The 24486-nt window shown below is 66.2% G+C and carries 20 protein-coding genes; 8 read left to right on the plus strand and 12 right to left on the minus strand.

Annotated features, from left to right (window positions below; translation table 11 throughout):
- Window positions 1-247 precede the first annotated feature (247 nt).
- The gene (locus tag IU448_RS02745) at window positions 248-1849 is read left to right on the plus strand and encodes an ABC transporter substrate-binding protein (RefSeq protein WP_228812001.1); all 1602 of its coding nucleotides are present in this window, start codon (window positions 248-250) and stop codon (window positions 1847-1849) included.
- Between the two features lie 44 nt (window positions 1850-1893).
- On the plus strand, window positions 1894-3558 hold the full coding sequence (locus IU448_RS02750; protein ID WP_195053888.1) for a class I adenylate-forming enzyme family protein: 1665 nt from the start codon (window positions 1894-1896) through the stop codon (window positions 3556-3558).
- 75 nt (window positions 3559-3633) lie between these two features.
- On the opposite strand, the gene IU448_RS02755 is transcribed toward IU448_RS02750, so the two are convergent.
- From IU448_RS02755 to IU448_RS02770, 4 genes are read right to left on the minus strand one after another with little or no spacing between them, the layout of a single operon-like run.
- Entirely contained in the window at window positions 3634-4797 is a 1164-nt protein-coding gene (locus IU448_RS02755; RefSeq protein ID WP_195053889.1) for a steroid 3-ketoacyl-CoA thiolase, read from the minus strand.
- 43 nt (window positions 4798-4840) lie between these two features.
- Window positions 4841-5350 carry a nuclear transport factor 2 family protein gene (locus IU448_RS02760; protein ID WP_195053890.1) on the minus strand — a complete coding sequence of 170 codons (510 nt, stop codon included), beginning with the start codon at window positions 5348-5350 and terminating at the stop codon, window positions 4841-4843.
- Complete coding sequence (locus IU448_RS02765; RefSeq protein ID WP_195053891.1) at window positions 5347-6129, minus strand: SDR family NAD(P)-dependent oxidoreductase; 783 nt, start codon at window positions 6127-6129, stop codon at window positions 5347-5349. Before IU448_RS02765 ends, IU448_RS02760 begins: the two co-directional genes overlap by 4 nt.
- Before the next feature lie 55 nt (window positions 6130-6184).
- Window positions 6185-7603 (minus strand): MmgE/PrpD family protein, encoded by a 1419-nt coding sequence (locus IU448_RS02770; RefSeq protein ID WP_195053892.1) that lies wholly within the window; start codon window positions 7601-7603, stop codon window positions 6185-6187.
- Window positions 7604-8002: 399 nt separating this feature from the next.
- On the opposite strand from IU448_RS02770, the gene IU448_RS02775 reads away from it, so the two are divergent.
- Window positions 8003-8779 (plus strand): N-acyl homoserine lactonase family protein, encoded by a 777-nt coding sequence (locus IU448_RS02775; protein ID WP_195053893.1) that lies wholly within the window; start codon window positions 8003-8005, stop codon window positions 8777-8779.
- Between the two features lie 56 nt (window positions 8780-8835).
- Here the strand turns inward: IU448_RS02775 and IU448_RS02780 are convergent, their stop codons facing one another.
- Genes IU448_RS02780 through IU448_RS02805 form a run of 6 tightly spaced genes read right to left on the minus strand, consistent with a single transcriptional unit; the run spans window position 8836 to window position 16516 of the window.
- Window positions 8836-10752, minus strand: a complete 1917-nt coding sequence (locus IU448_RS02780; protein ID WP_195053894.1) for a flavin-containing monooxygenase — start codon at window positions 10750-10752, stop codon at window positions 8836-8838.
- Window positions 10753-10807: 55 nt separating this feature from the next.
- Window positions 10808-12388 (minus strand): class I adenylate-forming enzyme family protein, encoded by a 1581-nt coding sequence (locus IU448_RS02785; protein WP_280457238.1) that lies wholly within the window; start codon window positions 12386-12388, stop codon window positions 10808-10810.
- Complete coding sequence (locus IU448_RS02790) at window positions 12385-13197, minus strand: enoyl-CoA hydratase (RefSeq protein ID WP_195053895.1); 813 nt, start codon at window positions 13195-13197, stop codon at window positions 12385-12387. The genes IU448_RS02785 and IU448_RS02790 overlap by 4 nt, the downstream gene beginning before the upstream one ends.
- Window positions 13194-14297 carry an acyl-CoA dehydrogenase family protein gene (locus tag IU448_RS02795; RefSeq protein WP_195053896.1) on the minus strand — a complete coding sequence of 368 codons (1104 nt, stop codon included), beginning with the start codon at window positions 14295-14297 and terminating at the stop codon, window positions 13194-13196. The genes IU448_RS02790 and IU448_RS02795 overlap by 4 nt, the downstream gene beginning before the upstream one ends.
- A 9-nt stretch (window positions 14298-14306) precedes the next feature.
- Entirely contained in the window at window positions 14307-15464 is a 1158-nt protein-coding gene (locus IU448_RS02800; RefSeq protein ID WP_195053897.1) for an acyl-CoA dehydrogenase family protein, read from the minus strand.
- Window positions 15461-16516, minus strand: a complete 1056-nt coding sequence (locus IU448_RS02805; protein WP_195053898.1) for a Rieske 2Fe-2S domain-containing protein — start codon at window positions 16514-16516, stop codon at window positions 15461-15463. The genes IU448_RS02800 and IU448_RS02805 overlap by 4 nt, the downstream gene beginning before the upstream one ends.
- 432 nt (window positions 16517-16948) lie before the next feature.
- Between IU448_RS02805 and IU448_RS02810 the strand changes: the two genes are divergently transcribed.
- The 3 genes from IU448_RS02810 to IU448_RS02820 are packed head-to-tail and all read left to right on the plus strand — an operon-like array spanning window position 16949 to window position 19824.
- Window positions 16949-18019, plus strand: a complete 1071-nt coding sequence (locus IU448_RS02810; protein WP_195053899.1) for a Zn-dependent alcohol dehydrogenase — start codon at window positions 16949-16951, stop codon at window positions 18017-18019.
- Window positions 18020-18055: 36 nt separating this feature from the next.
- On the plus strand, window positions 18056-18910 hold the full coding sequence (locus IU448_RS02815) for an SDR family NAD(P)-dependent oxidoreductase (protein WP_195053900.1): 855 nt from the start codon (window positions 18056-18058) through the stop codon (window positions 18908-18910).
- A 59-nt stretch (window positions 18911-18969) separates the two neighbouring features.
- Window positions 18970-19824, plus strand: a complete 855-nt coding sequence (locus IU448_RS02820; protein WP_195053901.1) for an alpha/beta hydrolase fold domain-containing protein — start codon at window positions 18970-18972, stop codon at window positions 19822-19824.
- Between the two features lie 91 nt (window positions 19825-19915).
- Here the strand turns inward: IU448_RS02820 and IU448_RS02825 are convergent, their stop codons facing one another.
- The gene (locus IU448_RS02825; protein ID WP_195053902.1) at window positions 19916-21271 is read right to left on the minus strand and encodes an MFS transporter; all 1356 of its coding nucleotides are present in this window, start codon (window positions 21269-21271) and stop codon (window positions 19916-19918) included.
- 235 nt (window positions 21272-21506) lie between these two features.
- Between IU448_RS02825 and IU448_RS29335 the strand changes: the two genes are divergently transcribed.
- Entirely contained in the window at window positions 21507-22055 is a 549-nt protein-coding gene (locus tag IU448_RS29335) for a MarR family winged helix-turn-helix transcriptional regulator (RefSeq protein ID WP_195053903.1), read from the plus strand.
- Window positions 22056-22100: 45 nt separating this feature from the next.
- Here the strand turns inward: IU448_RS29335 and IU448_RS02835 are convergent, their stop codons facing one another.
- On the minus strand, window positions 22101-23150 hold the full coding sequence (locus IU448_RS02835) for a helix-turn-helix domain-containing protein (RefSeq protein WP_195053904.1): 1050 nt from the start codon (window positions 23148-23150) through the stop codon (window positions 22101-22103).
- A 403-nt stretch (window positions 23151-23553) separates the two neighbouring features.
- On the opposite strand from IU448_RS02835, the gene IU448_RS02840 reads away from it, so the two are divergent.
- The gene (locus IU448_RS02840; protein ID WP_195054989.1) at window positions 23554-24420 is read left to right on the plus strand and encodes an LLM class F420-dependent oxidoreductase; all 867 of its coding nucleotides are present in this window, start codon (window positions 23554-23556) and stop codon (window positions 24418-24420) included.
- The last annotated feature ends 66 nt before the right edge of the window (window positions 24421-24486 follow it).

Raw genomic sequence — 24486 nt, forward strand, 5'->3', positions numbered from 1 at the left:
GGGTCCGCCGCTGTCCACCGGTTCGTGTTCCGCTGTACTCACAATCGCCTTCCCGAAAAAGGCAATTCACGCCGAACGCGCCCTCCCCTGTCTGCAGCGGACCGAAACGAGCGTCCGCAGCCACTCAGCGTCCGGGTCCGAGGCCCACACGTCGGCGCTGCTTCCGGTGGGCGCAATCACCGGGCGAACCGTCCCGGCCCCACGCCCGGCAAGCGGGCGCCGATTCCACCGCGCGGAGGTTGGTCACATGAAACTCGAGAAATGCCGGCTCATCCGGCTCATGGCTACCGCGGCAGTCGGCGCGATCGCGCTGACCGGCTGTGCGAACTCCGGGACACCCGGTCAAGACAATGGATCGTCGGCCGCCTCGGCAGCCCACGGCCCGATCGGCGACCAGGGCGATCCCGGCCCACCGGTCGAAGGCGGCACGCTGAGCTTCGCAACGTACTCACCCGTCTCGAGTCTCGACCCGACGGTGACCGTGGCGACCGGTCCCACCGGCGGTACCGAATTGGCAGCCGTCTACGACGTGCTCATGCGCTACGACTACGACTCGCAGACATTCGAACCACAACTGGCACAGTCCCTGCAAGAGAGCCCGGACCGGCTGACCTGGACGATGCGGCTGCGGGAAGGCGTGCGGTTCAGCGACGGAACGCCTTTCGACGCGCACGCCGTGGTGGCCAGTATCGAACGCTACAACACGCGGCGCGGCCTCTACGCGCCGCTTTACACCAAGATGGTGCACAGCACCACCGCGAAGGACGCGACCACCGTCGAGTTCCGGCTCGAACAGCCGTGGAGCAACTTCCCGGCCATCCTCGCCTACGGGCACGGCATGATCGTGGCCCCGTCGTCGCAGCAGGGCGATACCTTCACCCCCATCGGCGCCGGACCGTTCAGTGTCGTGAACCTGCGTCCGCAGCAGGAACTCGAATTGAAAGCACGCTCCGACTACTGGGGCGGCGCACCGCATCTCGACGGCCTGAAGTTCGTCGCCATCGCGGGCGAACAACCGAAGATCGAGGCACTCAGAACCGGCGGTGTGCAGATGATCTACCTCCGCAATGCCGAAACCGTCAACGCGGCCACCGCGGAATTTCCCGGATTCGTCTCCACCTACAGCATGACGACCATCGGACAGATCAACAGTGCCCCAGGCCGTCCGGGAGCCGATCGGCGCGTACGGCAGGCCATGGCCTATGCCATCGACACCGATATCCTCAACCAGCGTGCCCGCGGCGGGCAGGAAATCATGGGCACAGATCTGTTCCAGCCGTGGTCGCAGTGGCACGGCGACACCACCGGAATCACCCCTGATCCAGTCAAGGCGAAACAACTGCTCGACCAAGCCGTGGCGGACGGCTTCGACGGCAAGGTGACCTACGTCGGTATCAACGATCCCGACGCACAGGAGGTCGCGCTGGCGGTGCAGGCCCAGCTCAACGCCGTCGGTTTCGACGCCTCGATCGAGTACGCCGGCAGCGTCCCCGATATGGTCCGGCGCCTCTACGCCGACCGCAATTTCGATATTGCCCTCGGTGGTTACAACGTCTCCGATATCGATCCGGAAATCCGCCTGTTCAACGCGCTGCACAGCACGTCGAAAAACCTCGTCGGCCTGCAGAGCCCGGTGATGGACGGCCTGCTCGGTGATGTGTTGTCGGCTCCCGACACCGAGACGAAACAACACGCACTCGACGAGATCCAGCGGTTCATCAACGAACAGCAGTCGTTCCTCACCTGGGGCGCCGGCCGGACCTATGTGGCGTGGTCGGACAACGTCTTCGGAGCCGATCCGTCGATCGACCAGATCATGCTGTTCGACGAGGCGTTCATCCGGGACTGACCCGGCGATGGTCATCAGTGCACCGAGATACGAAAGGACCGGGTATGGCTGCTCCCGGAAAACCGCAAGAACATCTCGATCAGGTGGTGTCCCGGCTCACCGGGCCGGGCGGGCGGTTCGAGATCGTCGAAGAAGAAGTGCTGGGCGCTCGCCTGGCGGTGATGAAGAACCGCAAACACGCGGTAGGCGAACTACTCGCCGACTCCGCCGGATGGGGTGATCGCGAGTACCTGGTCACCGCCGACCGCCGGATCACGTTCACCGAAAACGCCGCTGCCGCCTATTCACTCGCCTGCGCCCTGCGGGAACTGTACGGCGTCGAGAAGGGCGACCGGGTCGCCGTCCTGGCCGCCAACACACCCGAATGGGTGACGACGTTCTGGGCCACGCAGGCGCTCGGCGCGATCTCGGTGGGCTTGAACGGCTGGTGGGTGCCGCGCGAAATCGAGTACGGCCTGCAGCACAGCGCGCCGAAGGTGGTGGTGGCCGACGCCGAACGCGCCGCCGCGCTCGCCGGCGTCGACACCACGGATGTGGTGGTACTGACCATGGAGGAGGATCTGCCGCGCCTGATCGCGCAGTTCCCGGACGCCCCTGTCCCCGGTGTGGATATCGACGAAGACGATCCGGCCGTCATCCTCTACACCTCGGGCACCAGCGGTCGTCCCAAGGGCGCGCTGCACTCCCAGCGCAATCTGCTCGCCGTCGTCGACTACCTCCGATTCAGCGACGCCCGGGCGGACGCGTTCACCGGCGAACCCGGCGACCCGGACGGTCCGAGCGATCGACGGTATCTGCTCACCTCTCCGCTGTTCCACATCGCAAGCCTGCACAATCTCGTAGTTCCCCGGCTGGCGACCGGCAGCGCCGTGATCATGAGCCGAGGCAGGTTCGACGCCCACCGGGTCCTCACGCTCATCGAGCGGGAGCAGGTGACGAATTGGGGTGCGGTGCCGACGATGGCGTCGCGCCTACTCGAGCACGATGACCTCGACCGATACGATCTGTCCTCGCTCACGACCTTCGCGCTGGCATCGGCGCCGTCGTCGACGGCGTTCAAAGCCCGGGTCCGCGAGAAACTTCCGTTCGCGCGCACCGCACTGGTCGACAGTTACGGTCTCACCGAATGCAGTACTGCGATAGCGGCCGCAAGCACCGCGGAACTCGAGCGTTATCCCGGAACCCTCGGCCGGCCGATCATCACCGTTGCCGTGGAGATCCGCGATGCCGACGGCAACCCCCTCCCCGAAGGTACGGCAGGCGAAGTGTGCACACGCAGCCCGTTCGTGATGCTCGGCTACTGGAACGATCCGGCGGCCACGGCCGCCGCCATCACGCCCGATCGCTGGCTTCGTACCGGTGACTACGGAATCATCGAAGACGGTCGCCTCTACCTCACCGGGCGCCGCTCCGATCTGATCCTGCGCGGCGGCGAGAACGTGTACCCGACCGAGATCGAGCAGGTGCTCGACGAGCATCCTGCTGTCCAGGAATGCGCGGTGACCGGTATCCGGCATCCAGATCTCGGCCAGGAGGTCGCGGCCGTCGTCGTCGCCGCGCCGGATATCTCCGTCACCGAAGCGGAATTGCGCGAGTACGCCGCGGCCCGGCTGTCCTATTTCAAGGTGCCCACCAGGTGGCGGATCACCACGGTGCCGCTACCACGCACGGCCACGGGCAAGATCATCCGCAGGCAGATCGACGTGTGAGAATTCGGCTGCGCAAATAGTTGCCCCCGGTCCTGTAGAGGGCCGGGGGCACTTATGTCGTCGAACCCGCTGGAATCAGAGGCGCTCGATAATGGTGGCGGGCGACAGGGCGCCCCCGGCGCACATCGTGACGAGCGCGGTGGACCGGTCGCAGCGTTCCAGCTCGTGCAGCGCGCTGGTGATCAGGCGCGCGCCGGTGGATCCGACGGGATGACCGAGCGCGATCGCCCCGCCGTTGACGTTCACCTTGTCCATATCGGCTTCGAGCACCTGGGCCCACGACAGCACAACGGACGCGAACGCCTCGTTGATCTCGACGATATCGATATCGTTCAATGTCATTCCGGCTTTACCCAGCACATCCCGGGTGGAATCGATCGGACCGTCCAGGTGGTAGTACGGGTCGGAGCCGACCATGGTCGATGCCACGATCCGGGCCCGCGGCCGCAGGCCCAGCGCATACGCCTTCTCCTCGCTCATCAACAGCACCGCGGCGGCGCCGTCGCTGATCTGCGAGGAAGAACCCGCGGTATGGATACCACCTGCCAGAACCGGGCGCAGCGCCGCGAGTCCCTCCAGGGAGGTCTCGCGCAAACCGCCGTCGCGGGACACCGTCGCCAGCGCACCGGAGGGCACCCCGTCCTCGTCGACGACAGGCGCTTCGACCGGCACGATCTCCCGGTCGAACCGGCCTTCGGCCCACGCCTGCGCGGCCCGGCGTTGCGATTCGCATCCGAAGGCATCGGTATGACCGCGTTCGATACCGCGCGCGGCCGCGATACGTTCGGCCGAGGTGAACTGGTCGCCCATATCCAGTGACCAGTCCTCCGGATGCGGCCGGCCCGTCCCCGGGGTCCCGGCCTGGCCGAGGAACACCCGGCTCATCACCTCGACCCCGCAACCGATTCCGGCGGTGATCTGCCCGCCGGCGATCAGTCCCGCCACCAGGTGAACGGCCTGCTGCGATGAACCGCATGCGCAATCGATCGTGGTGGCGGCGGTGGAGTAGGGGAACCCCGCGTGTAGCCATGCGTTGCGGGTGACGTTGTTGGACTGTTCGCCTGCCTGCGTCACGGCGCCGCCCACGAGTTGCCCGATCTCTCCGGGCCCGATTCCCGCCCGCTCGAGCACGGCTCGCTGGGCGACGCCGAGCAGCGTGGCGGGGTGCACACCGGACAGCGCACCGCGGCGGCGGCCGATCGGCGTGCGAGCGGCCTCCACGATAACGACATTGGTCATAACAGTTCCTCTGCGGTGTTGCCGATCCTGCGGATGCCGTGGATCAGAGTGCGGCCAGGTAGTCGAAGAAGTGCGGAGTGTGCGTTTCCCGCAGCCGGGTGAGCCTGCGATAGCTGATGAGCCACTCCGCGCCTACTTTGCGGTACTCCTCGTGGTAGTGGCCGTATCCGTGGAGGTGTTCCTCGGTATCGCCGTTGGTCCACCACAGTTCGTCTTCCATGGCCCAGATTCCGGTGGCGGTGGTATCGGAGGTGAGGACGATCTCGGGGGTGTGCCCGTGATGCACCGTCGTCACATAGGTGTCGGCGCCGAGCATGCCGCGGATCGCGGTGGTCAGCGATTCGCGGCCCACGACCCGGTTCGCGGTTCCGCCGGTCCGGGGCTGTTTGTCCGCCGGCAACCCCGCCCAGGTTTCGCTGACGACATCCTCGGTGTGCAGTTCCGGATAGATATCCCAGCGTTTCTCGTCCAGGGCGCGTAGCCGCGCCGCAAAGACGCGCTTGATCGCCTCGATCGCCAGGCATTGCTCGCCGGCCGTCATCGTCACACTCATAGGGAGGTGCGCCCTCCGTCGATGGGCAGCACGGTTCCGGTGATAGCGGACGCCTGTTGCGAGACCAGGAAGGTGGCGCAGGCGGCGACCTCGTCCATCTCCAGGATCCGGCCCATGGGCATCTGTTTCACCAGATCGTCCACAATGCCTTTGGTCGAATCGTCGGCGAGCAGCCCCTCGATCATGGCCGTTTTGATGGACGCGGGGCAGATGGCGTTGACCCGGATGTTGTGCTTCGCGAGGTCGACGGCCATCATTTTCGTCAACAGGATCAAACCGTGTTTGGCGATCGGATAGGTGGGAGCGGTCCCGACCGGCGGTTTGAGCGCGGCCGCCGAACTGGTGAACAGGATCGCGCCGCCGCCCCGCTTCATCATCTGGTCCACCGCCAGCCGCGCCCCGAAGAAGCCCGCTTTGAGGTGGACGTTCATCTGCTGGTCCCAGTCGGCCTCGGTGATACCGGGGTGGTAGCCGCTACGGTCGGAATTGATCGCCGCACTGGTGGTTCCGGCGTTGTGCCAGAAGATGTCCACACCGCCGTAGGTGGCGGTCGCGAAGTCCATCAGAGCCTCGAGGTCGGCGATCTTCATGACGTCGCTGTGACAGTACGCCGCCTCGTGCCCGTTGCTGCGGATCTCCGCGACGGTATCGGCCCCGGCCGCATCGTCCAGATCGCTCACAACGACTCGCGCGCCCTCGGATGCGAAACGAACAGCCGCCCGGCGGCCGATTCCGGCGGCCGATCCGGTGATGACGGCGACCTTGTCTTTCAATTGCATCTGCTGTGTCCCTCGGGTATCGGTGTTTCCGGGTACTTGCGCGTACGGATGCTCTTCACCCGAGAAGGGCGAACAGATCTGCGACGTTCTCGACGGAATCGAGTGCGCGGAATCCCGCTACTGCGCGATCGAGGGCGTCGCCCGGAATCGGTCGGGCGGCATAGCCGGCGCAATCCTTGAATTTCGCGATGAGCCCATCCCAGGTCATCGGTGCGAGCGGATGGCCGTATGCCCGTGGCTGTTTCCGTGTCAGTGTGCGGCCGTCCCGGAGCCGGAGTTCGATCTCACCACCGGGGAACCCGGAACCCGGAACGAAGTCGTACCGCTCGTCATAGCGTGCGTCGATCCGGTCGGCCATGGCGAGGATATCGGGATCGGCCAGTTTCTCGTCGAAGTAGTCGGCGATGGTGACATCGCCGCGCTGCACCGCTGTGGCCACGGTGAACGGGATACTCAGTTTCGCCAGCATCGGGTTGGCCGGGCGGCGCCACTCCGCGAGAGGCTCGGTCTGGCCGCGGGCGAAATCTCCCACGGTCACGGTGACCGATGCGACATCCGTGGGCGCGAACGTATGCTCACGCATCAGGACCCGGACCATATCGATGAACACATGGGTGAAAGCGCACGAGGGCCACGGCTTGAACCCGTTGTCCAGGACGGCATAACGGATTCCCAGATCGCCCAGTAGCAGCTCGCGGTCGTAGTCGCCCTGGTAGTACACGTTCCAGAGACCGTGTGTCCCTTCGAAACTGCGGCGCACCCCGCTGATACCGGCCTGCGCCATCAGGGCGGCTCGCACCCCGACCTCGCCTGGGACGGCATGCCCGAAACCGCGAATGGTGGAGTCTTTACCGAATACGATCTCGTGGGTACCCCCGGCTTGGGTGAACGCGATACCCAGTGCGTTCACGGTCTGGTCTTCATCGAGACGCAACAGTTTGCTGCAGGCCAGCGCGGCCCCGAATACGCCGAACAGCGGCGCCGGATGCCAGGGGGCCATACGCCCGCCCGGCTTTCCCGCCGCGACCGTGAGGCGGCACTGCAGGTCGACACCCAGCGCGACGGCGGTAATGAATTCCTTTCCGGTGATATCGCCCTGTCGTTCGGCGAGGGCGATGGCCGCCGGCAGCACGGGCGAGGAGATATGCGCGGCGTCGGGGTGCAGATCGCTGAAGTCCTGGCAGTTGGCCATTGCCCCGTTGACGTAACCGGCGAGCCACGCCGGGGCCTTCCGTCCGAAGCCGAGCAGTGTGGCCTCCTCCTTACCGCCGAGGTCGAGCACCAGATCGGCCAGCGCCTTGGCCTCCGGTGACGTCGTAGCGGCCGGGAGGATCACACCGGTGGTGTCGAGGATTGTCTTGCTCGTCATATCGGCCACCCCGTCCGGGAGGTCACCGTAGGTGAGTGCCACCGCGTGCCGAGCGAGAACGAAGGCGGCCTCCTCGGCTCCTTCCTCGATGCGCTCAGTGGTCATACCAGCCCCTTAGATCGTGGATATGGACGCATACCTGCGTCGTATCGGTCGGGAATCGCTTTTCGGGCGATAGGCCCTGGAAGGCGGAACACGGTGGGTCGGACCGCCGGCCGTCCACATCTGCGCCGCCGCCTCCCGCAGGTATCCAACGGAAAAGCAACATAAGGCTCCTACAAGACTTGTAAACTACAAGCATTGGAGGTAGTTGGACGGTACCTGGATATCGACGCACAAACAAGGGGCAACCGAGAGACTTCACGAACCACGGCACGGACGGGCACCGCACCGGTGCGCGATGGATATCGGCGGCCCAACGTACACGAATACTTCTCTGCGACACGAGTTTTCGCAGATCAACAGACGGACCACGAGTCCGCGGATTTCTCGAAAGGTACCTCGATGACGACTGGCACCACCGCCACCCGCATGTGGGTATTCGATGCCCCGACCGCCATTATCGACAAAGGTCTCATCGAGGATGGGGCAACCGGCGATTGGATGACCCCGTTCCCCACCTTCCTCATCGAACATCCCCGTGGGCTCGTACTCTTCGATACCGGACTGTCCCCCGACGCGGCCGGCGACCCGGCTGCGGTATACGGCGCGGGCACGAACTCACGTATCGAGTACTCCCGGGAGCAACGGCTCGACCGCAGGCTACGCGCCGTCGGCTTCGAACCGGCCGATATCGAACACGTCGTGCTCTCCCACCTGCACTTCGACCACACCGGCGGGATGAAACTGTTCCCGGATGCGCAGTTCTACCTCGGCGCAGGCGAGCTGAGCTATGCGCTGAACCCCGCCGCGCACCTGTGTGGTCTGTATCGGCGAGACGAACTGGAGGACGCCCGGAACTTGCGGCTACACGAGATCTCCGGCGACCACGATCTTTTCGGCGACGCCGCGATCTCGCTGCTCTTCCTGCCCGGCCACTCGCCCGGTTCCCTGGCCATGATGGTCCGGTTACCCGGACGCACCATCATCCTCTCGGGCGATATCGCCCATACCCGCGCGGCGCTCGAATCGGCTTCGCCCTTCCCTCTCGATCACGACAGCGCATCCGCGGTGCGATCGATCGAACGCCTGCGCGCTGTCGGGGATCGGTTCGGCGCCGACATCTGGGTAGGACACGACCCCGACGATTGGCACCGGTTCGGCCCCGGCTGCTACGAGTGACCGTGGCCTCGGCGCCGGTCCGCGCCGAGGTCACGGTCGGCGCACGACCCCAGCGTTCACCGGCGGGCCGGGGTCAGCTCGAAATCGGCGAGGTCGGGGTGCGCCGACATGGCGAACACCCGCTCGCCGGTGAAGGGTGCGATCACTTGGAGCCGGCCCTGGTCGTTGACGTAGTAGTTCTTCTTCCGGGCGCCGTTCTCCGCCAGATACAACAACCGGCCGGCCTCCTCGTCGACGAGGCGGTTGTACTCGGCGCACACCTCCGGTCGCACGGCCATGGCGCAATGGCCGCCCTCGAGCATGGCGACGATTCCCTCGGCGATATAACGCGACCAGATCTCGAACCAGCACGGCAGCCCGGTACCGCTGGCGACCGGCTGCGAGTTCGGGCCGTTGAGCATGAACAGGTTCGGAAAGCCGGGAACCGTCATCCCGAGGTAGGCCTTTGCGCCCTCATCGCGCCAGGCCTGTTCGAGACTCACCCCGTTCCGGCCCTGATACCGGGTGGGCCAGAGGTAGTTCTGGGTGTCGAATCCGACGGCGGTGACGATCAGATCCACCTCCAGGTGGCGCCCGTCGGCGAGGTATATGCCTCGCTCATCGAGGGACGCGATTGCCTGCGTGACCAGTTCGACGTTGTCCTGGGTCAACGTGGCATACCAGTTGTTGTCGACCACCGGCCGGCGGGCCATGGGCGCGTAGTCGGGCACGAGACGATCGATCAGATCCTGCCGCCCGCCCACTTGCTGGGCGATATATCCCTCGAGAACGGCGCGCAATGCGTCGTTGCGCTCGTTGACACTGCCGCCGTTGCGGATCCAGTCACGGTCCACGATCAGCTGCTCGCGCAGATCGGTGGAACTCATACCGGCCACGAACTTGTCCCAGTTCCAGTAACAGGGCATGTTCTCGATGAGCCAGCGCAGCTCCACTTCGATGGGCCGGCCGTACCCGGCACGCGGCATGATCCACTGCGGCGTGCGCTGGCAGACATAGACCGTATCGGCGCGGGCGGCGACCTCGGAGAGCAGCTGTACGCCGGTGGAGCCGTTGCCGATGATCGCTACCTTCCGCCCCGCGTAGCACACCGCATCGCTCCATTCGGTGGTGTGCACCAGATCCCCGGCGAAACTCGCGACTCCGGGCACGTCCAGCGTTTTCGGCTGCGCGAACAAACCACTCGCGGTGACCACCACCTGCGCCGTGTGCTCGACCATCCGCTCACCGTCGACCTCGATCGTCAGATGCCACACGCCGGCATCGTCGTCCCACTGTGCCGACCGGACGTGATGGTTGAGCCGGAGCTTCTCGTGCACACCGTATTTGGTCGTCACGTGATCGAGGTAGGCACGCACTTCCCGCTGCCGCGCGAAGTGTTCCGACCAGGGATAGTGCTTCTCGAAGCCGAATTGGTAGATGGCGCTGAGCGTATCGACCCGCACGTCCGGGTAGCGGTTCGCACTCCACACCCCGCCCAGCTCACCGCGACGTTCGAAGAGGTGGTAGCCGATACCGAGCTGCTCGAGCTGGACGGCCATAGCCACTCCCGCGAATCCGCCGCCGACGATCGCCACCGAGAATCCCTCGGGTGCCCGGCTCGGGCCGGTCCAACGGGCCCGGTGCGGGAAATCCCCGAAGCTGGGCAAGAGCCGGCGCATCTCGAGGTCGGACGGGGCGATGGTGCGCGCCTCGGCCATCTGCACCAACTCGTCGAGCTCCGCGACGGAGACCTCGGGTGGTGTCGGCTCCCCGGCGTGATCGATGAGGAAATCGACTGCCTTCTTCTGGATCCTTTCGATATCGGCCGGGTCGATCACCACAGCTTCGGAACCGCCGCGCATCACCCGGCGCGCGGGTATGGCGGCTATCTCCGGGTCACGAGTTGTCTGGAACAACGCCATCCGCAGGGCGTTGGCATCGGCCAACGAAACGGCGCGCTCGAGGAAATTGCGGTCGGGCTTCTGGTCGGGCATCGGCAAGGCTCCGATTCTTCTGGAGGGGAAACACGACCGGCTCGGGGCGAAAGGTTCAGCTGCCCGCGCCGGTTTTCTGCGGTGTGGCCGTCACGGCGGGTGGGTCCGTGGCGAACCGGTTACGCAGCTGGTGCTTGCGGATTTTCATGGTCGGAGTTCTGGGCATGAGGTCGACGATTTCGACCTGCTCAGGTGATTTGAACGGTGCCAGCCCCGCGGCGAGACAATGCTCGCGCAGCCCGGCGACGGTCGGAGCCGCGGCGCCGGGCGCCAGCTCGAGGACCGCGCAGATCCGCTCACCGCGGATAACGTCGGGCAGGCCGATGACGGCTACGTCCTGGACGGCGGGGTGCTGCCCGAGCACGTCCTCGATCTCCATCGGGCTGATCGATTCGCCTTTGCGGATGATGAGATCCTTTTCGCGACCGACCAGCACGACGTGTCCGTCCGGCCGCAGGTATCCCACGTCGCCGGTGTAGAACCAGCCGTCCTCGTCGTGGGGGACGACGATATCGCCGTCGACGAGATAGTGGTGGAAGAGCATCGCTCCCCGGACCCACACCTGCCCCTCGGTTTCCGGGCCGAGCGGCCGCCCGCTCTCGGAGCGCACGGCGACCTCACAGCCCAGCACCGGGCGACCGGCCGTCGACGTCAACTGTTCGGCGGTATCGCCGGGGCGCCCCTGCGTGATCATCGGGCATTCGGTCATACCGTATCCGTGGAGGACGGGGATCCCCATGCCCGCGACCACATCGTGGTAGACGCGCGGCAGCATCGGCGCACCGCCACCGGCCAAGAATCGCAGGGTGGGGGCCACGGGTTCGGGGCCACTGCGGATCTGCTGCTCCAGATACATCGTGTAGAACGACGGACCGCCCCCGGACACCGTGGCGCCGTAAGTATGCAACAGCGTCATCGCCGCGGCCGGTTCGAACACCTCCGACATGATGATCGGCATACCGACGGCCAGCCCGGCGATCAGCATATCGGGCCCGCCGATATGAGCGAACGGGAAGAAGATCGTGGAGACATCGTCGTGGCTCACGGCGAGGGCATCGGCCACTCCCAACCCGCCGGCGATCAGCGAACCGTCGGAATGACAGACGCCTTTGGGCGCGGAAGTGGTGCCGGAGGTCGTGTAGATCCACCTGACCGCGGTATCGGATTCGGGCGGTGGTCCGAGCCGGTCCGGATCGCCCGCGGGGAGTTCGCCGGAGAGGACCAGCGCACGTATGCCCTGTACCGCCGCGATGTCGCGGGCCATCGCCCCGTGATCGAAACCGCGGAACTCTTCCACAGTGACGAGCCACGCCGAGTCGCACTGTCGCACCATCGCCGCTACCTCGCGGCTGCGGTAGACGGGAATGATGGGATTCTGTGTCACTCCGAGCCGGGCGAGCGCCAGACTCAGCACCACCGTATCGATGCGGCTGGGCAGCTGCCAGCTGACCGTGTCGCCCGGCCGCATGCCGAGCTCGTGCAGCCCGGCGGCCACGCGCTGCGCGCGCTGCAGCACCGCGGCGAAGGTCACGCTGCGGTGCTGCTCGTCGATGAGCATCGTACTGTCGGGGGTCAGTGCCGCACGGTGGGCGATCAGGCCCCACAGGGTGTTCGGAAGGGTAGCGAAACCGGTCACGCTCGTCCCCCGCCACGGCCGGCTTCGGCGGGATCCAACGGTCCCTCCCGCAGCAATGGATAACCGGTACGGACCAGCGCGTTCGCATGTCCCGTCCAATGGATTTCGAACGCGGCCTGCAGCGCACTGTGCTGGCCCATGATGTCGAGTGTCTGGTTCACCGCACGTTTGGCCTGGGCGAGCCCCCAACTGTCCATCGTTGCGATCCGCTGGGCGAGTTCCAGGCTCTGCGCCTCGAGCTCGTCGAGCGGAACCACGCGGTTCACCATGCCGAGTTGCAGCGCCTCGTGCGCGGACAGCGAACCAGCGGTGAACAGCAGCTCCTTGGCCTTCCGGGCCCCGAGTTCCCAAGTGTGGGCATGGTATTCCACGCCGCCGATGCCGTAGCGCACCACCGGGTCGCTGAACCAGGCGTTATCCGCCGCGACGATGAGATCGCAGGGCCAGATGACGTTGAGCGCACCGGCGATACACGCACCCTGTACCGCCGCAATCGACGGTTTCGCGATATTGCGCCACCGCTGGCTGAAACCGAGATAATGCTCGGCCTCCCAGCGGAAGCCCGATTGAACCGCCCCCAGGTCTTCCCTCGCATAATCGGCGATTTCCGATTTCAGATCGTGCCCGGCCGAGAAGTTCGCCCCGTTGGCCCGCACCAGAATCACCTTGACGGCGTCGTCTACGGCGGCTTCGCGCCAACGCGCGTCGAGTTCTACCAGCAGCGCCTGGTCCTGGGCGTTGTGCTTGTCCGGACGGTCCAGCGTGATCGTCGCGATTGCTCCGTCCACGCGGTACTGCACCGTCGTCATCGTTGTCCTCCGATCTGTTCCCGCCACAATCCGGCGAGGATCACCTTGTCGTCGCGGTGGTCGCCGCCCAGGTCGAACATCCATTTCGCGGCGGTCTTGGTGAACAGGTGCACGTCGGACTCGACCATGAACCCGATACCGGCGTGGACCTCGTGGGCGGCGTGCACCATTTCTTCTGCGGTCTGCCGGGCCTGCTTGCGCATCAGCGCGACTTCCAGCGCCGCCTCCGCGCCTCCGTCGAGGAGGCGGGCGGCGTCGCGGACGAATGCGGAGGTCAGGTGTACACCCACCGCGATATCGGTGCACAGGTACTGGACCGCCTGGAACCGGCCGATCGGCCCACCGAACTGCCGGCGTTGCTGTGCGTAGCGAACGGTCCGGTCCAGCAGCGCCAGGCCGGCTCCGTGTACCTGCGCGGCCACCAGGACCGAAGCCCTGGCGCGGGCCGTATCGACCGCGGTGTGTGCGGTGCCGCCCCGCGCGAGGACCACGGCGTCGCTCGCCGGTGTCGCGGAGAAGGTCACCGCGAAGATCGAATGCTCACCGAGGTTCGGCATCGGCTCCACCGCCACCGCCGGTGTGCGGGGTACGGCGAGGAGAACCTTCTCCCGGTGCCCGCCGTGCGCGTCCGCTGTCGCTTCCACCAGGAGCAGGTCCGCCACATCGGCATAGGGCACCGCAAGTACCGTGCCGTTCAGGACGCCCCCGCGTAGCGTCGGCATCGGCTGTCCCCAGGCCGGGTCGTGGAAGGCCGGCACCATCGTGGTGTCGCCCGCTCCGACCGCGGCCGCGAGTTCGTCGCTTGTCGGCGAACTGCACAGTACAGCCGCGTCGCGCGCGGTGGTGAGTGCCGGTAGCGGGCTGCGCACCAGGGCTCGGCCCGATTCCACGAAAACGGCTGCCGCGCTCGCCAGCCCGGTAGTCCCGGTGGCACCTCCCCGAGGATCCCCGAGGGTAAGCCAGTCCAACTGGGCGAACTGCCGGACCTGATCGGAAAAGTCGACGGTGCGGTCACGGTCGGTCAATGGCGACAGGCGCTGGAAAACCGATCGCGCTACCTCGGCGAGGACGTCGTAATCCTCGCCCCAGATCAATTCCATTCCTAGCTCCTATCGCGGAAGACCGAGTCCACGGGTGGCGAGCACCATCCGTTTCAGCTGGCTGGTTCCGCCCGCGTGATTCGCGAACGACTGGCGATACCAGGCCTCGGGGGTGCCACCCAGGGGGGCCCAGCGGGAATCTCCGGTGAGCTGGCTGCCCGGGCCGAGGACACGGTTGAACACTCGGGCGAACAGCGGCTCGTATTCCTTGGCCACGACCTGTTGCACGGCCCCGCCGTACGGTGTTCGCCGGCCGTTGACGTTGTCGCCGACGACCTCGTATGCCAGTAGCCGCTGTGCCTGGATCATGCGGGCGAGTTCGGCGATATCGGCGGCCACGGCAGGGTCGTCGTAGACGCCGGGAATTCCGCGGATATGCGCTATCAGTGCGTCGAGGCGCGCCTGCTGCGACGAGTAGATCGGCTCCACCGTGCCCGATGCATAGAACGCCCCCATGATGTATCGCCAGCCCATCCCCTCGGCGCCGATGAGCGCGTCACGGGGAACCCGCACGCGATCGAGGTAGGTCGTCGACTGCACTCCGCCGCCGAAATTGCGCATCGGGTGCAGAGTCACCCCCGGCGCCTTCAGATCCACCACGAAGATGCTGATGGCCTCACTCGGCGACGATTGCGCCGAAGTTCTGGCCGCGACGTAGAGTACGTCCGACATCGGCCCCCACGAGGTGAATGCCTTCTGCCCCGTGATGATCCAGTCGTCGCCGTCGCGGACCGCACGGGTCCGCAGCGATCCGAGATCGGAGCCGGCTTCGGGCTCGGTCAGCCCTTCGGCCCATAGTGTCCGCATCGACGAAATCGCCGGCAGCAACGTTTTTTTCTGTTCCTCGCTGCCGGCGGCGAGGATGGTGCCGGCGGCCAGGAAGATACCCACCGAGTTGACCATCGGCGCATCGGCCGCGCTCAGTTCCTCGAGCAGAACCTGGTTCTCGAGTGGAGATCGGCCGGCGCCGCCGTACTCGACGGGCCAGGTGAGTCCGATCCACCCCCGCGCTGCCACCTTCCTGCTGAACTCGAGCGCGATCTCCCACCGCTGCGGCGCATCGTCGAACTCGGTGTTGAACGCCTTGTCCGGAGGCAGTTCCGCGGCGAGGAACGCACGGATTTCGGCACGCCATGCCTCGAGCTCCGGGCCGAGTGGGCGCCTCATCGCGTGATCTCGTCGCCGGCCGGCGCAACCTGGACATCGGTCGCCGCACGCTGGTCCTCGGCCGCGTGGCCGCGCTCTCCCTCGGGATAGAAGCGCCGCGCCCACTGCCGGATATCGCGGAAACCCACCGCTTCGGCGGTAGCGAGGCCCGGCGGCTCGGTGTAGCGCTGATGCCGCCAGATCGCGAGATCCGCCTTGACCTGGGCGATCGCGCTTCGCTGCCGGCGCCGCAGCGTCTGTTCGTCTTCGTCCTCCTTGCCGGCCCATGCCGAGTACCACAGCATCGACTTCTCGTCGTCGATCGGAGTGACGGCGGTCAGACTGCAGATCCGGCCCGCGCCGGCGGCATATGAATATCCGAGTCCCACGCCGAGTATGACGGCATCGACACTGCCCTGTACCTCCTCGACGGCGCCCTCGGCATTCTTGCGTTTGAATTTCAACGCCAGGCTGGTGCGGAAGTCGTACTCGCCGAACACTCGCCGGGTCACCTCGGGGAGTTCGTCGGCGCGGTGCACGTATTTGAAGTGGGCGAAATCGACCCCGTTCTCGATGACGTACTGCGGGTGGATCGCCAGGTCCGTCTCGCTGAAGGTGCCTCCGGAGCGAGCGGGGTGGTAATCGTCGGCCGGACCCGAGCCGGTGAACAGTTCGAAGATGCTCGGCACCTCGTGATCGGGTTCCCGGCCGTCGGCGGCGTGCCATACGAACATCACTCCGTCCCGCTCGACCGCGGTCCACGTTCCGATGCGCCGCACCCGGTTCGGCTGCTCCTGATACGGAATACAGGTGTTGCGTCCCCGGGGGTTCCACCGCCAGCCGTGGAACGGGCACTGGATGTCGTCGCCGTGGACAGAACCCCCGTACGCGAGATTGGCGCCCAGATGTTCACAGAACGCGTTGAGTACTACGAGCCGCCCGGCGTCCGTGCGGTACGCCACCAGGTCACGACCGAAGAAGCGGAGGGGGGTCACCGCACCGGCACCGAGCTCATCGGACCACCCGATCTGGAACCAGCCCGTGGGTTTCATCGACAACGACATCGACGGCATTACTTCTCCTCATTCCTCGAACGCGAGCGGAACTCCACGCAAGCCAGTGATAGCCATCACTGTAGCCATTGGCTACAGTGATGGCAATGCATCCAGGTTGACGAACACCGTCGATTGCCGACGCCTTCCCCCGGCTGCGCCGACCACGGCAAAAACCCGGCCAACGGCACTCACAAGCGCTTATAACCGCTATAACACAGCATTTCTCGCACATTCCCAGCTCGGCCGAACGTACGCCGAAACCACAAATCGGGTAAACGATATTGACCTCCAATGTAGCCATTGGCTACCGTGGAGACCTCTCCGCGAACTCGCCTACGTCAACCATCCAGCGCCGCGACTTCGCGCCGATGAGCATCGGCCGCACGGCACCGTCCAGTCGGTGCGCCGACACATCCCTACGCATCCGAGCATGTACAGCGAGGAAAACACGTGAAAGCGATCCTGTTCGACGGCAACCGCAACCGGATCGTCGAGGATATGGAACTCCGAGCGCCGGCCGAGGGCGAAGTCGTCGTCCGAATACACGCCAGCGGACTGTGCCAGAGCGATTTGAGCGTCGTGAACGGCACCATCCCCTTCCCCGTTCCCGTGGTACTCGGTCACGAGGGTGCGGGCGTGGTGGAGGAACTGGGCCCCGGGGTGTCCACCCTGCGCGTCGGCGATCACGTGGTGACCTCCACTCTCGCCAACTGTGCCCGGTGCGCCGCATGCGTATCGGGCCGGCCGACCATGTGCCGGCGTTCCTTCGGCGCACAGGACGCACCGTTCCGCTGGCGCGGACAGCAGGTGCACAATTTCGCGGCGCTGTCGACCTTCAGCGAACGAATCGTGGTCCGTGCCGTTCAGACCACGGTCATCCCCGGCGATATCCCCTTCACTTCGGCATGCCTCGTCGGCTGCGCCGTGCTCACCGGCGCCGGAGCGGTGTTCCACCGGGCCGGGGTCGCCCCCGGCGACCGTGTGGCCGTGATCGGGGCCGGTGGAGTCGGATTGAATGTGCTGCAGGCCGCCCGCATCGCCGGAGCAACCACGATCATCGCCGTGGACACCAACGAGGCGAAGCGCGCGCAGAGCGAACGGTTCGGGGCCACCCACTTCGTCGACTCCGGTCTCGATGACGCCGTCCAGGCCGTCGAAAGCCTCACCGGCAGCGGTGTCGACCACGTATTCGACTGCGTCGGCGCTCCGGCCACCGTGCGGAAGGGCGTCGAAATGCTGGACTGGGGCGGTCAGCTCATCCTGCTGGGTGTGCCCCCGGCGGATACCGAACTGTCCGTACCGGCGGGCCGGCTCTACCTCGACCGATCGGTGCTCGGATGCCGTTACGGCAGCTCACGTCCGGGCGCCGATATTCCCCGCTATCTGGACCTGTACCGATCCGGGCGCCTCCTGCTCGACGAACTCGTCACCCGCACCTACCGATTCGACGACTTCCATCAGCTCATCGACGACGCGCGCGCCGCCCGGCTGGACCGCGGGGTCCTGACCTTCCCGTCCTGACCCGAACACCCTGTCCACAACGACGACCGGAGAACCATGACCACCGAGAATCCCGGCACCACCCCATCCGTAGCGGAACTCGTCGAAGCCGCCGAAGAGATCACCGACCTGCCGGCGCGGTTCCGTCTCGACGGCCGGCACTACGTCGTCCTCGGTGGCGGCCGGGGAATGGGCCGGCATACATCGCATTCGCTCGCGCAGCTGGGTGCTCGCGTCGTGGTGGTCGACGCGGACCGGGAACGAGCAGGCGCCGTGGCCGCCGAAATCGGTGCCGGCGCCACCGCCAGGGTCGTCGACGCAACCAGCGACACCGATATGGCCGCCCTCGCCCGGGATATCGGGAAGGTCGACGGTGTGGTCGACGTTATCGGCATCGCTCGTTACAAGACCCTGCTCGATGTCTCCGAACAGGACTGGATGTGGGAACACGATATCGTGCTGCGTCATGCCTGGCTGACCGTCCGCCATTTCGGCCGCCGCTTGGCCGAGCAAGGCTCGGGAACCCTGACTTTCGTCGCGTCCGTCTCCGGGTTGAGCAGCGCACCGGGCCATGGGGCCTACGGCGTCTTCAAGGCCGGGCTCGTCTCTCTGGTCCGCACTGCCGCCGTCGAACTCGGACCGGGCGGAGTGCGTGTCAACGCGGTCGCCCCCGGTTTCGTGCTCACCCCGCGCATGGCCGATGTCCTCGACTCGAGACAACTCGAGAACAGCCGGGCAGCCGCACCGCTCCCCCGGCTGACGACGCCGTCCGATATCGCCGCCGGAATCACATTCCTGGTGAGTGACCTTGCCGCCGCGGTCACCGGTCAGACCCTGGTCATCGATGCCGGCGCGACGTCCAGCTACCCATACCGGATGCAGGGTTTCGAGAGCGGAACCGACGGCCGATGACCGACGGCTCCACCCCATCCGCGAAAGAGGGACCAGCGCATAGCGCCACACTGCTGGACATGCTCCCGCCCGAGCGCTACGGCATGCCCGCAACCGCCGATCTCCGCGCCAGACGTGCGCAGTTCACAGCCGGCGAGTCCGACGAATCCGCGACCGCGACCGAGGTCTGTCTCGGATCGGTCCCCTGCCGCGTTCTCGGCGGCGGCGCCGGCGCCACCGTGCTGTACCTGCACGGTGGGGGCTATCGGATGGGCAGCGCCGCGGCTTACAGCCGCTACGGTGCCCGAATCGCGCGCACGACCGGCGCCGAGGTGGTACTGGCCGACTACCGGCTCGCCCCCGAATCTCCGTTCCCGGCGGCGGTGCGCGATGCGGTTTCGGTTTATCTGGAACTCCGAAACCGGCGCCCCGGCCGTCCGATCGTCGTCGCCGGCGACTCCGCCGGAGGTGGCCTGGCCGCAGCCGTAGCGGTCGCCGCGGCGCGGATCGGTGTCGCCGGGCCCGAGGGCATGGCCCTGCTGTCGCCCTGGCTCGATCTGCGGTGCGACGCACCGTCGTACACATCGGCCACCGATGCGCTGTTCGACCGCACGACCGCTGTGGGTGCCCGGGAGGCGTATCTCCAAGGCCACGACGGCGACGACCCGCTGGTTTCCCCCCTGCGGGCCGATCCCGGCGTCTTTCCGCCCGCACTGATCCAGGTCGGCACGACGGAAACCCTGCTCGACGATTCGGTCGCCTTCACCGGGCGGCTGGCGGCAGCGGGCGTCTCGTGCCGACTGGAAATCATGGCAGGACGGGGTCATACGTGGCCGCTGATCGAACCCGATCACCCGGATTCGGGCACAGCGGTGGAAACATTCGGCGAGTTCGTTCGCCGCCTCGCCGGCAGCGCCCGACGCCGAGGTGCGTGATCCCGTCGGATAGTCCGAAGTGGCTACAGGACAGCGCCGTACCGGCCCGAGGTAGGGCCGGTACGGCGTCCGCTATCCGATCACCGGCGGATCATCCGACCTCGAAGGCGGGGCGGCCGACCGGGCGCTCCCTCCGGTCTTCGGCAGGGGCGTCGTCGCCCGCGATTCTCCGGCCCGGCATGGTCATGATCACCGAGATACCCAGCGCCGCCGCCACAGCGACCACACCGGCGGCCGCATAGGCGTTACCTGTCATATCGGTGAATTTTCCGGCCAGGTAGGGGCCTAGTCCACCGCCCAGCGCGGACCCGATGCCGAATCCCATCGCCGCGCCGGTGTATCGCACCGCGGCGGGAAAGGTCGCCGTGAGTGTGGCATAGACGGGGACCGCTGCCGCACCGGCGAACCCGATGAGGAGCATCTGGCCGAGTGCGGTGACCACGATATTGCCGCCGGTTGCCTTGATCAGGTACATGATCGGGAACATGATGACGGCGAGGACACCGAGGAAGATCACCATGGTGGCCCTGCGGTCGGATTTGTCGATCAACAGGCCCGCGCCGAATCCGATCGCGATGGAGCAGGCGGAGGCGAACGTCGCGATACCTGCGGTGATGCCGGCCGCCATACCGACCTGCTGTTGCATGAACAACGGCATGTACGCGGGCACAATGTAGCCGATGGCCAGTACGGAGACGCTGAGCCCGGTCACCTTGAGCAGGTTCTTCGCATGTCCGCGGAACAGCGCCCGCACCGGTGCGGTCGGGACTTTGTGATTGTCGGCCAGTTTGCGGAATCCCGGCGATTCCTCCAACCGGGTACGCAGATACAGGGTGTATGCCATCAGCGGAATCGACAGCAACAGCGGGATCCGCCAGCCCCAGGCTGCCATCGTCTCTTCCGAGGTCAGCATCGTGGTCAGGGCTACAGCGCCCGGCGCCAACGCTGTTCCCATACCGAAGCCCATCGGGGTCATCGCGCTCAGCAACCCGTGGTTCGCGACCGACGCATGTTCGGTGACGAAAGTGGCCGAGCCTATTTGCTCGCCCCCCGCGAAGAACCCTTGGAGGAGCCGGGTGAGGACGAGGAGGACGGGGGCGAGGGTGCCGACGGTCGAATGGGTCGGTAGTGCGCCCATCAAGGCGGTCACCGCCCCCATTCCGGTGATTGTCAGAATCAGGGTGAATCGCCGGCCGCGCCGGTCCCCGATACGACCGAAGACGATTCCGCCGATCGGCCGGGCGAGAAAGCCGGTCCCCAGGACCAGCAGCGAGTTCAGGACCCCGGTTACCGGATCGTCGCTGGGGAAGAACAGCGGCGCCAGGTAGACGATGATGTAGGTGAAGACGATGAAATCGTATGCCTCCACAGCGGTCCCGAGAAAACCCGCCAGAGATGCTCTGCGTACGGTTTCGCGCGACGGCTCTGCGATATCCGATGTGGTCATGGCGCTCCTGCAAGATGCGGTGCCTTCGAAACGGCACCGACGGGAGATCGAGGAGTGTTTCGGCGGGGACGACCGCCACACATTCCACCGCTTGTTACGAATGCGGTGTGAGGAGGGTAACAATCAATAATTGCTTTCCACAAGCCTTGTATCCACCAAGAGTTGCAGTGGGGCTACTATGGACCAACACCAGCCTGCCCACGCAGGCCCACGACCACCCGAAGGAGATACGAGCGTGCCCGCTCACCCCAGTCACGACCGGCTCGATTCCGAGCAGGACGGTCCCGCCGGACGAACCTGGACCGACGCCGAATCGGACGCCGCGTTCGAGGTGCTCGGCGACCGCCTCATCGACGTGACCCGGCGGTTCCTCCGCTCGAACCGGCGAGAACGTATCCAGACCAAGCTCTACACGGTCAAGGGTCGCGAACTCGGCCCGGCCCAGATCGACGCCTTCGAAGCAGTGGCCCAGGAAGGCGAGATCCATATGAACCGGCTCGCCGCCCGGCTCGGACTCGACCCGTCGACCGTCACCCGCGCCATCAATCCGCTGGTCGACCTGGAACTCGTCGAGCGCTACACCGACCCCAGCAACCGGCGGTACGTCCTGCTGCGCTGCACCCCGGCGGGTAAGGAAGCCATCGCGCATGTGATGGAGGAGCGCCGGAATGTCATGCGCGAGACCCTCACTCCCATGGACCCGCAGCGCCGGCTGCTACTCGCCGAACTCTTCGACGAATACACCACGCTCTTCGAGAACACCCGGGCCGCAAGGGAGAGTTGACGCCATCAGGTGGGCAGTCGCCGGAAGTACTGCAAATTCTATGCTTTACGCGCCGGCCCTGCCGGGTCGGGCGGCCCAGACAAGCAGTTGCAGCAACTCGACCACCTCTTCGTGCTGGGCAGCGGAGTCCGGAGCGTCGTCACCCAGCAGAATGCTGAGGTAGGGCTCGAACGTTTCCCAGTTGCCGATCACCAATTGAATCAGCGACGCCACCACACGTGGATCGAAGTTCTCACGCACCCGGGGTGGTTCGGGATCCTCCCACAACTTCTCGATCTGTTGCCGGTACCCCCCCGAGCGCAGGCCGGGCCGGAAGAGCCGGGACGGCGGCACCTCGTCGAGGATTGCCCAGGTCACCATCTTGCTCCACTGCCCGGAATCCGCACCGAGTGTGTTCGCGATGGCCGAGTACGCATCGGTTTCCTCGTAGAGCGACTGGCCACCGTAGGTCACGAGCAACTCCATGGCGGCGGCCAGGAGCTTGTCCTTGGTCCCGAAGAAACGGTAGATGAGGCTGTAGGGCACCCCGGCCGCGGCCGCCACCTCGCGCAGGGATACCTTCGCCGGGCCGTGCCGGGCGAAGAGTTCCGCCGCTGCGAGCAGAATTGCCAATCGCGAGTTCTGTTCCTGCGATTCGAGTTCCGCGCGAACCCGCTCGAAGAAGCGGCCGTGCGAACTCGCCTCGTGACGGTCGTCCGCCGCTCCCTCGTCATCCGCTGTCGGTTTCCCGGCCCGGCGTCGCTGCGCTGCCAGCCGGAGCGCCTCCCCTTTCGTCGCGGCGGACAGAAGCAGTTGCGCCGGAGTGGCATTCAACTCCGGTATGACCGTGACAGTCCACCGCGACACCTCCGCGGGTTCGAAACCATCCCCGAGAGCTTCCAGCAGTTCCGCCACTTCGGGACGGACTTCGGCAGCTTCCCGGTCGAACTGCCATGCCGGGAAACGCGTCCGGCGGCCGTCCCGATATCCGAGGATCGTGCGGCCGTGCAGCCTCTTGTTCACGGCCTGCCGGCTGACGCCCAGGAAATCGACGACGCGCGGGGTCGTCCAGTCCTCCCCCTCGTCCGCGCCGAACGGCCGCGACTGCCTGCTCATGTCTTACCTGCTCCTCGCTGAGGTCGGCTGTTCGGTTCGGCCCACCGGGTACGAACGCCACAGCGGATACGGCCCCGGCGTCACACGCGCATGGGGCGGGAACCGCTCTCTCCGGCCGGGCGCCACTCAGATTAACCCTGTTCTTCCGTACCCGCTGTGGCGGGACCAGCCGTCGTTGCGCTGTCACCGAGCGGCCCCACAGGCCAGGGCGGACCTCGATAACTGTCCGTTCCCGAGTTGATTCGCACACCTGACCGAGCACCGCCGAGGCGGTGCGGTGGGAACCGGAAACTCGACGGCCGGTATTCGGATCGGGACACTTCCCCTTCACCCTTGACCTGGAGCGCTCTCCAGGTCGTAGCGTGTGATCGACCCGATCACCCACCATCACAAGGGGATGAGTATGGAACTCGGATTCCATGTACCGATTTTCGAGATCGACGGCGGCACCGCCGCCATTGCCGGGGAACTCGCGCGGGTAGGCGCGGCAGCGGAGGCGGCCGGCGGGACCTGGTTGTCGTTCATGGACCATTTCTTCCAGATCGAACCCACCGGGCTGCCCGCCGAAGCGAATATGCTGGAGGGCTACACCAGTCTGGGATTCATGGCCGCGCACACCTCGACCATCGAACTCGGCCTGCTGGTGACCGGCGTGACCTACCGGCATCCCGGCCTGCTCGCCAAGATCGTCACCACGCTGGACGTCTTGTCCGGGGGCCGCGCGGCACTCGGAATCGGCGCTGCCTGGTTCGAACGCGAACATCACGGTCTGGGTGTGCCGTACCCGCCGGTCGGCGAACGGTTCGACCGGCTGGAGGAGACGCTGCGGATCTGCGCGCAGATGTGGGATCCCGGCAACGACGGCCCCTTCGAGGGCAAGTATTACCACCTGGCCGAAACCCTGTGCGCACCGCAGCCGCTGCACCGGCCGAAAGTGCTCATCGGCGGGGGTGGCGAGAAGCGGACGCTGCGGCTGGTCGCCCGCTACGGCGATGCCTGCAACCTGTTCGCTTCCAGTACGGAAGAGGTTGCGCACAAGCTCGATGTTCTGCGCCGGCACTGCGACGACGCCGGTACCGATTACGACCGGATCCGCAAAACCGTGCTCGCCGGTAGCCCGGATCCGGCCGCGCTCGACGATTTCGTTCGCCAGATGGCCGGCTACGCCGAACTCGGCGTGCACACCGCCATCGTGATGCCGCCCGGTGGGTCACCGGCGGCGTGGATCGACAGCATCGCGCCGGCGACCTCACAGCTCGCCGAACTCTGACCGTAGTGGTGGGTCAGAACCGGGATCGACGGAAGCCGCCTTCGGAATCGATGACCTGACCCACCA

It is taken from the genome of Nocardia flavorosea (assembly GCF_015477805.1).
GTDB classification, from domain to species: Bacteria; Actinomycetota; Actinomycetes; order Mycobacteriales; family Mycobacteriaceae; genus Nocardia; species Nocardia flavorosea_A.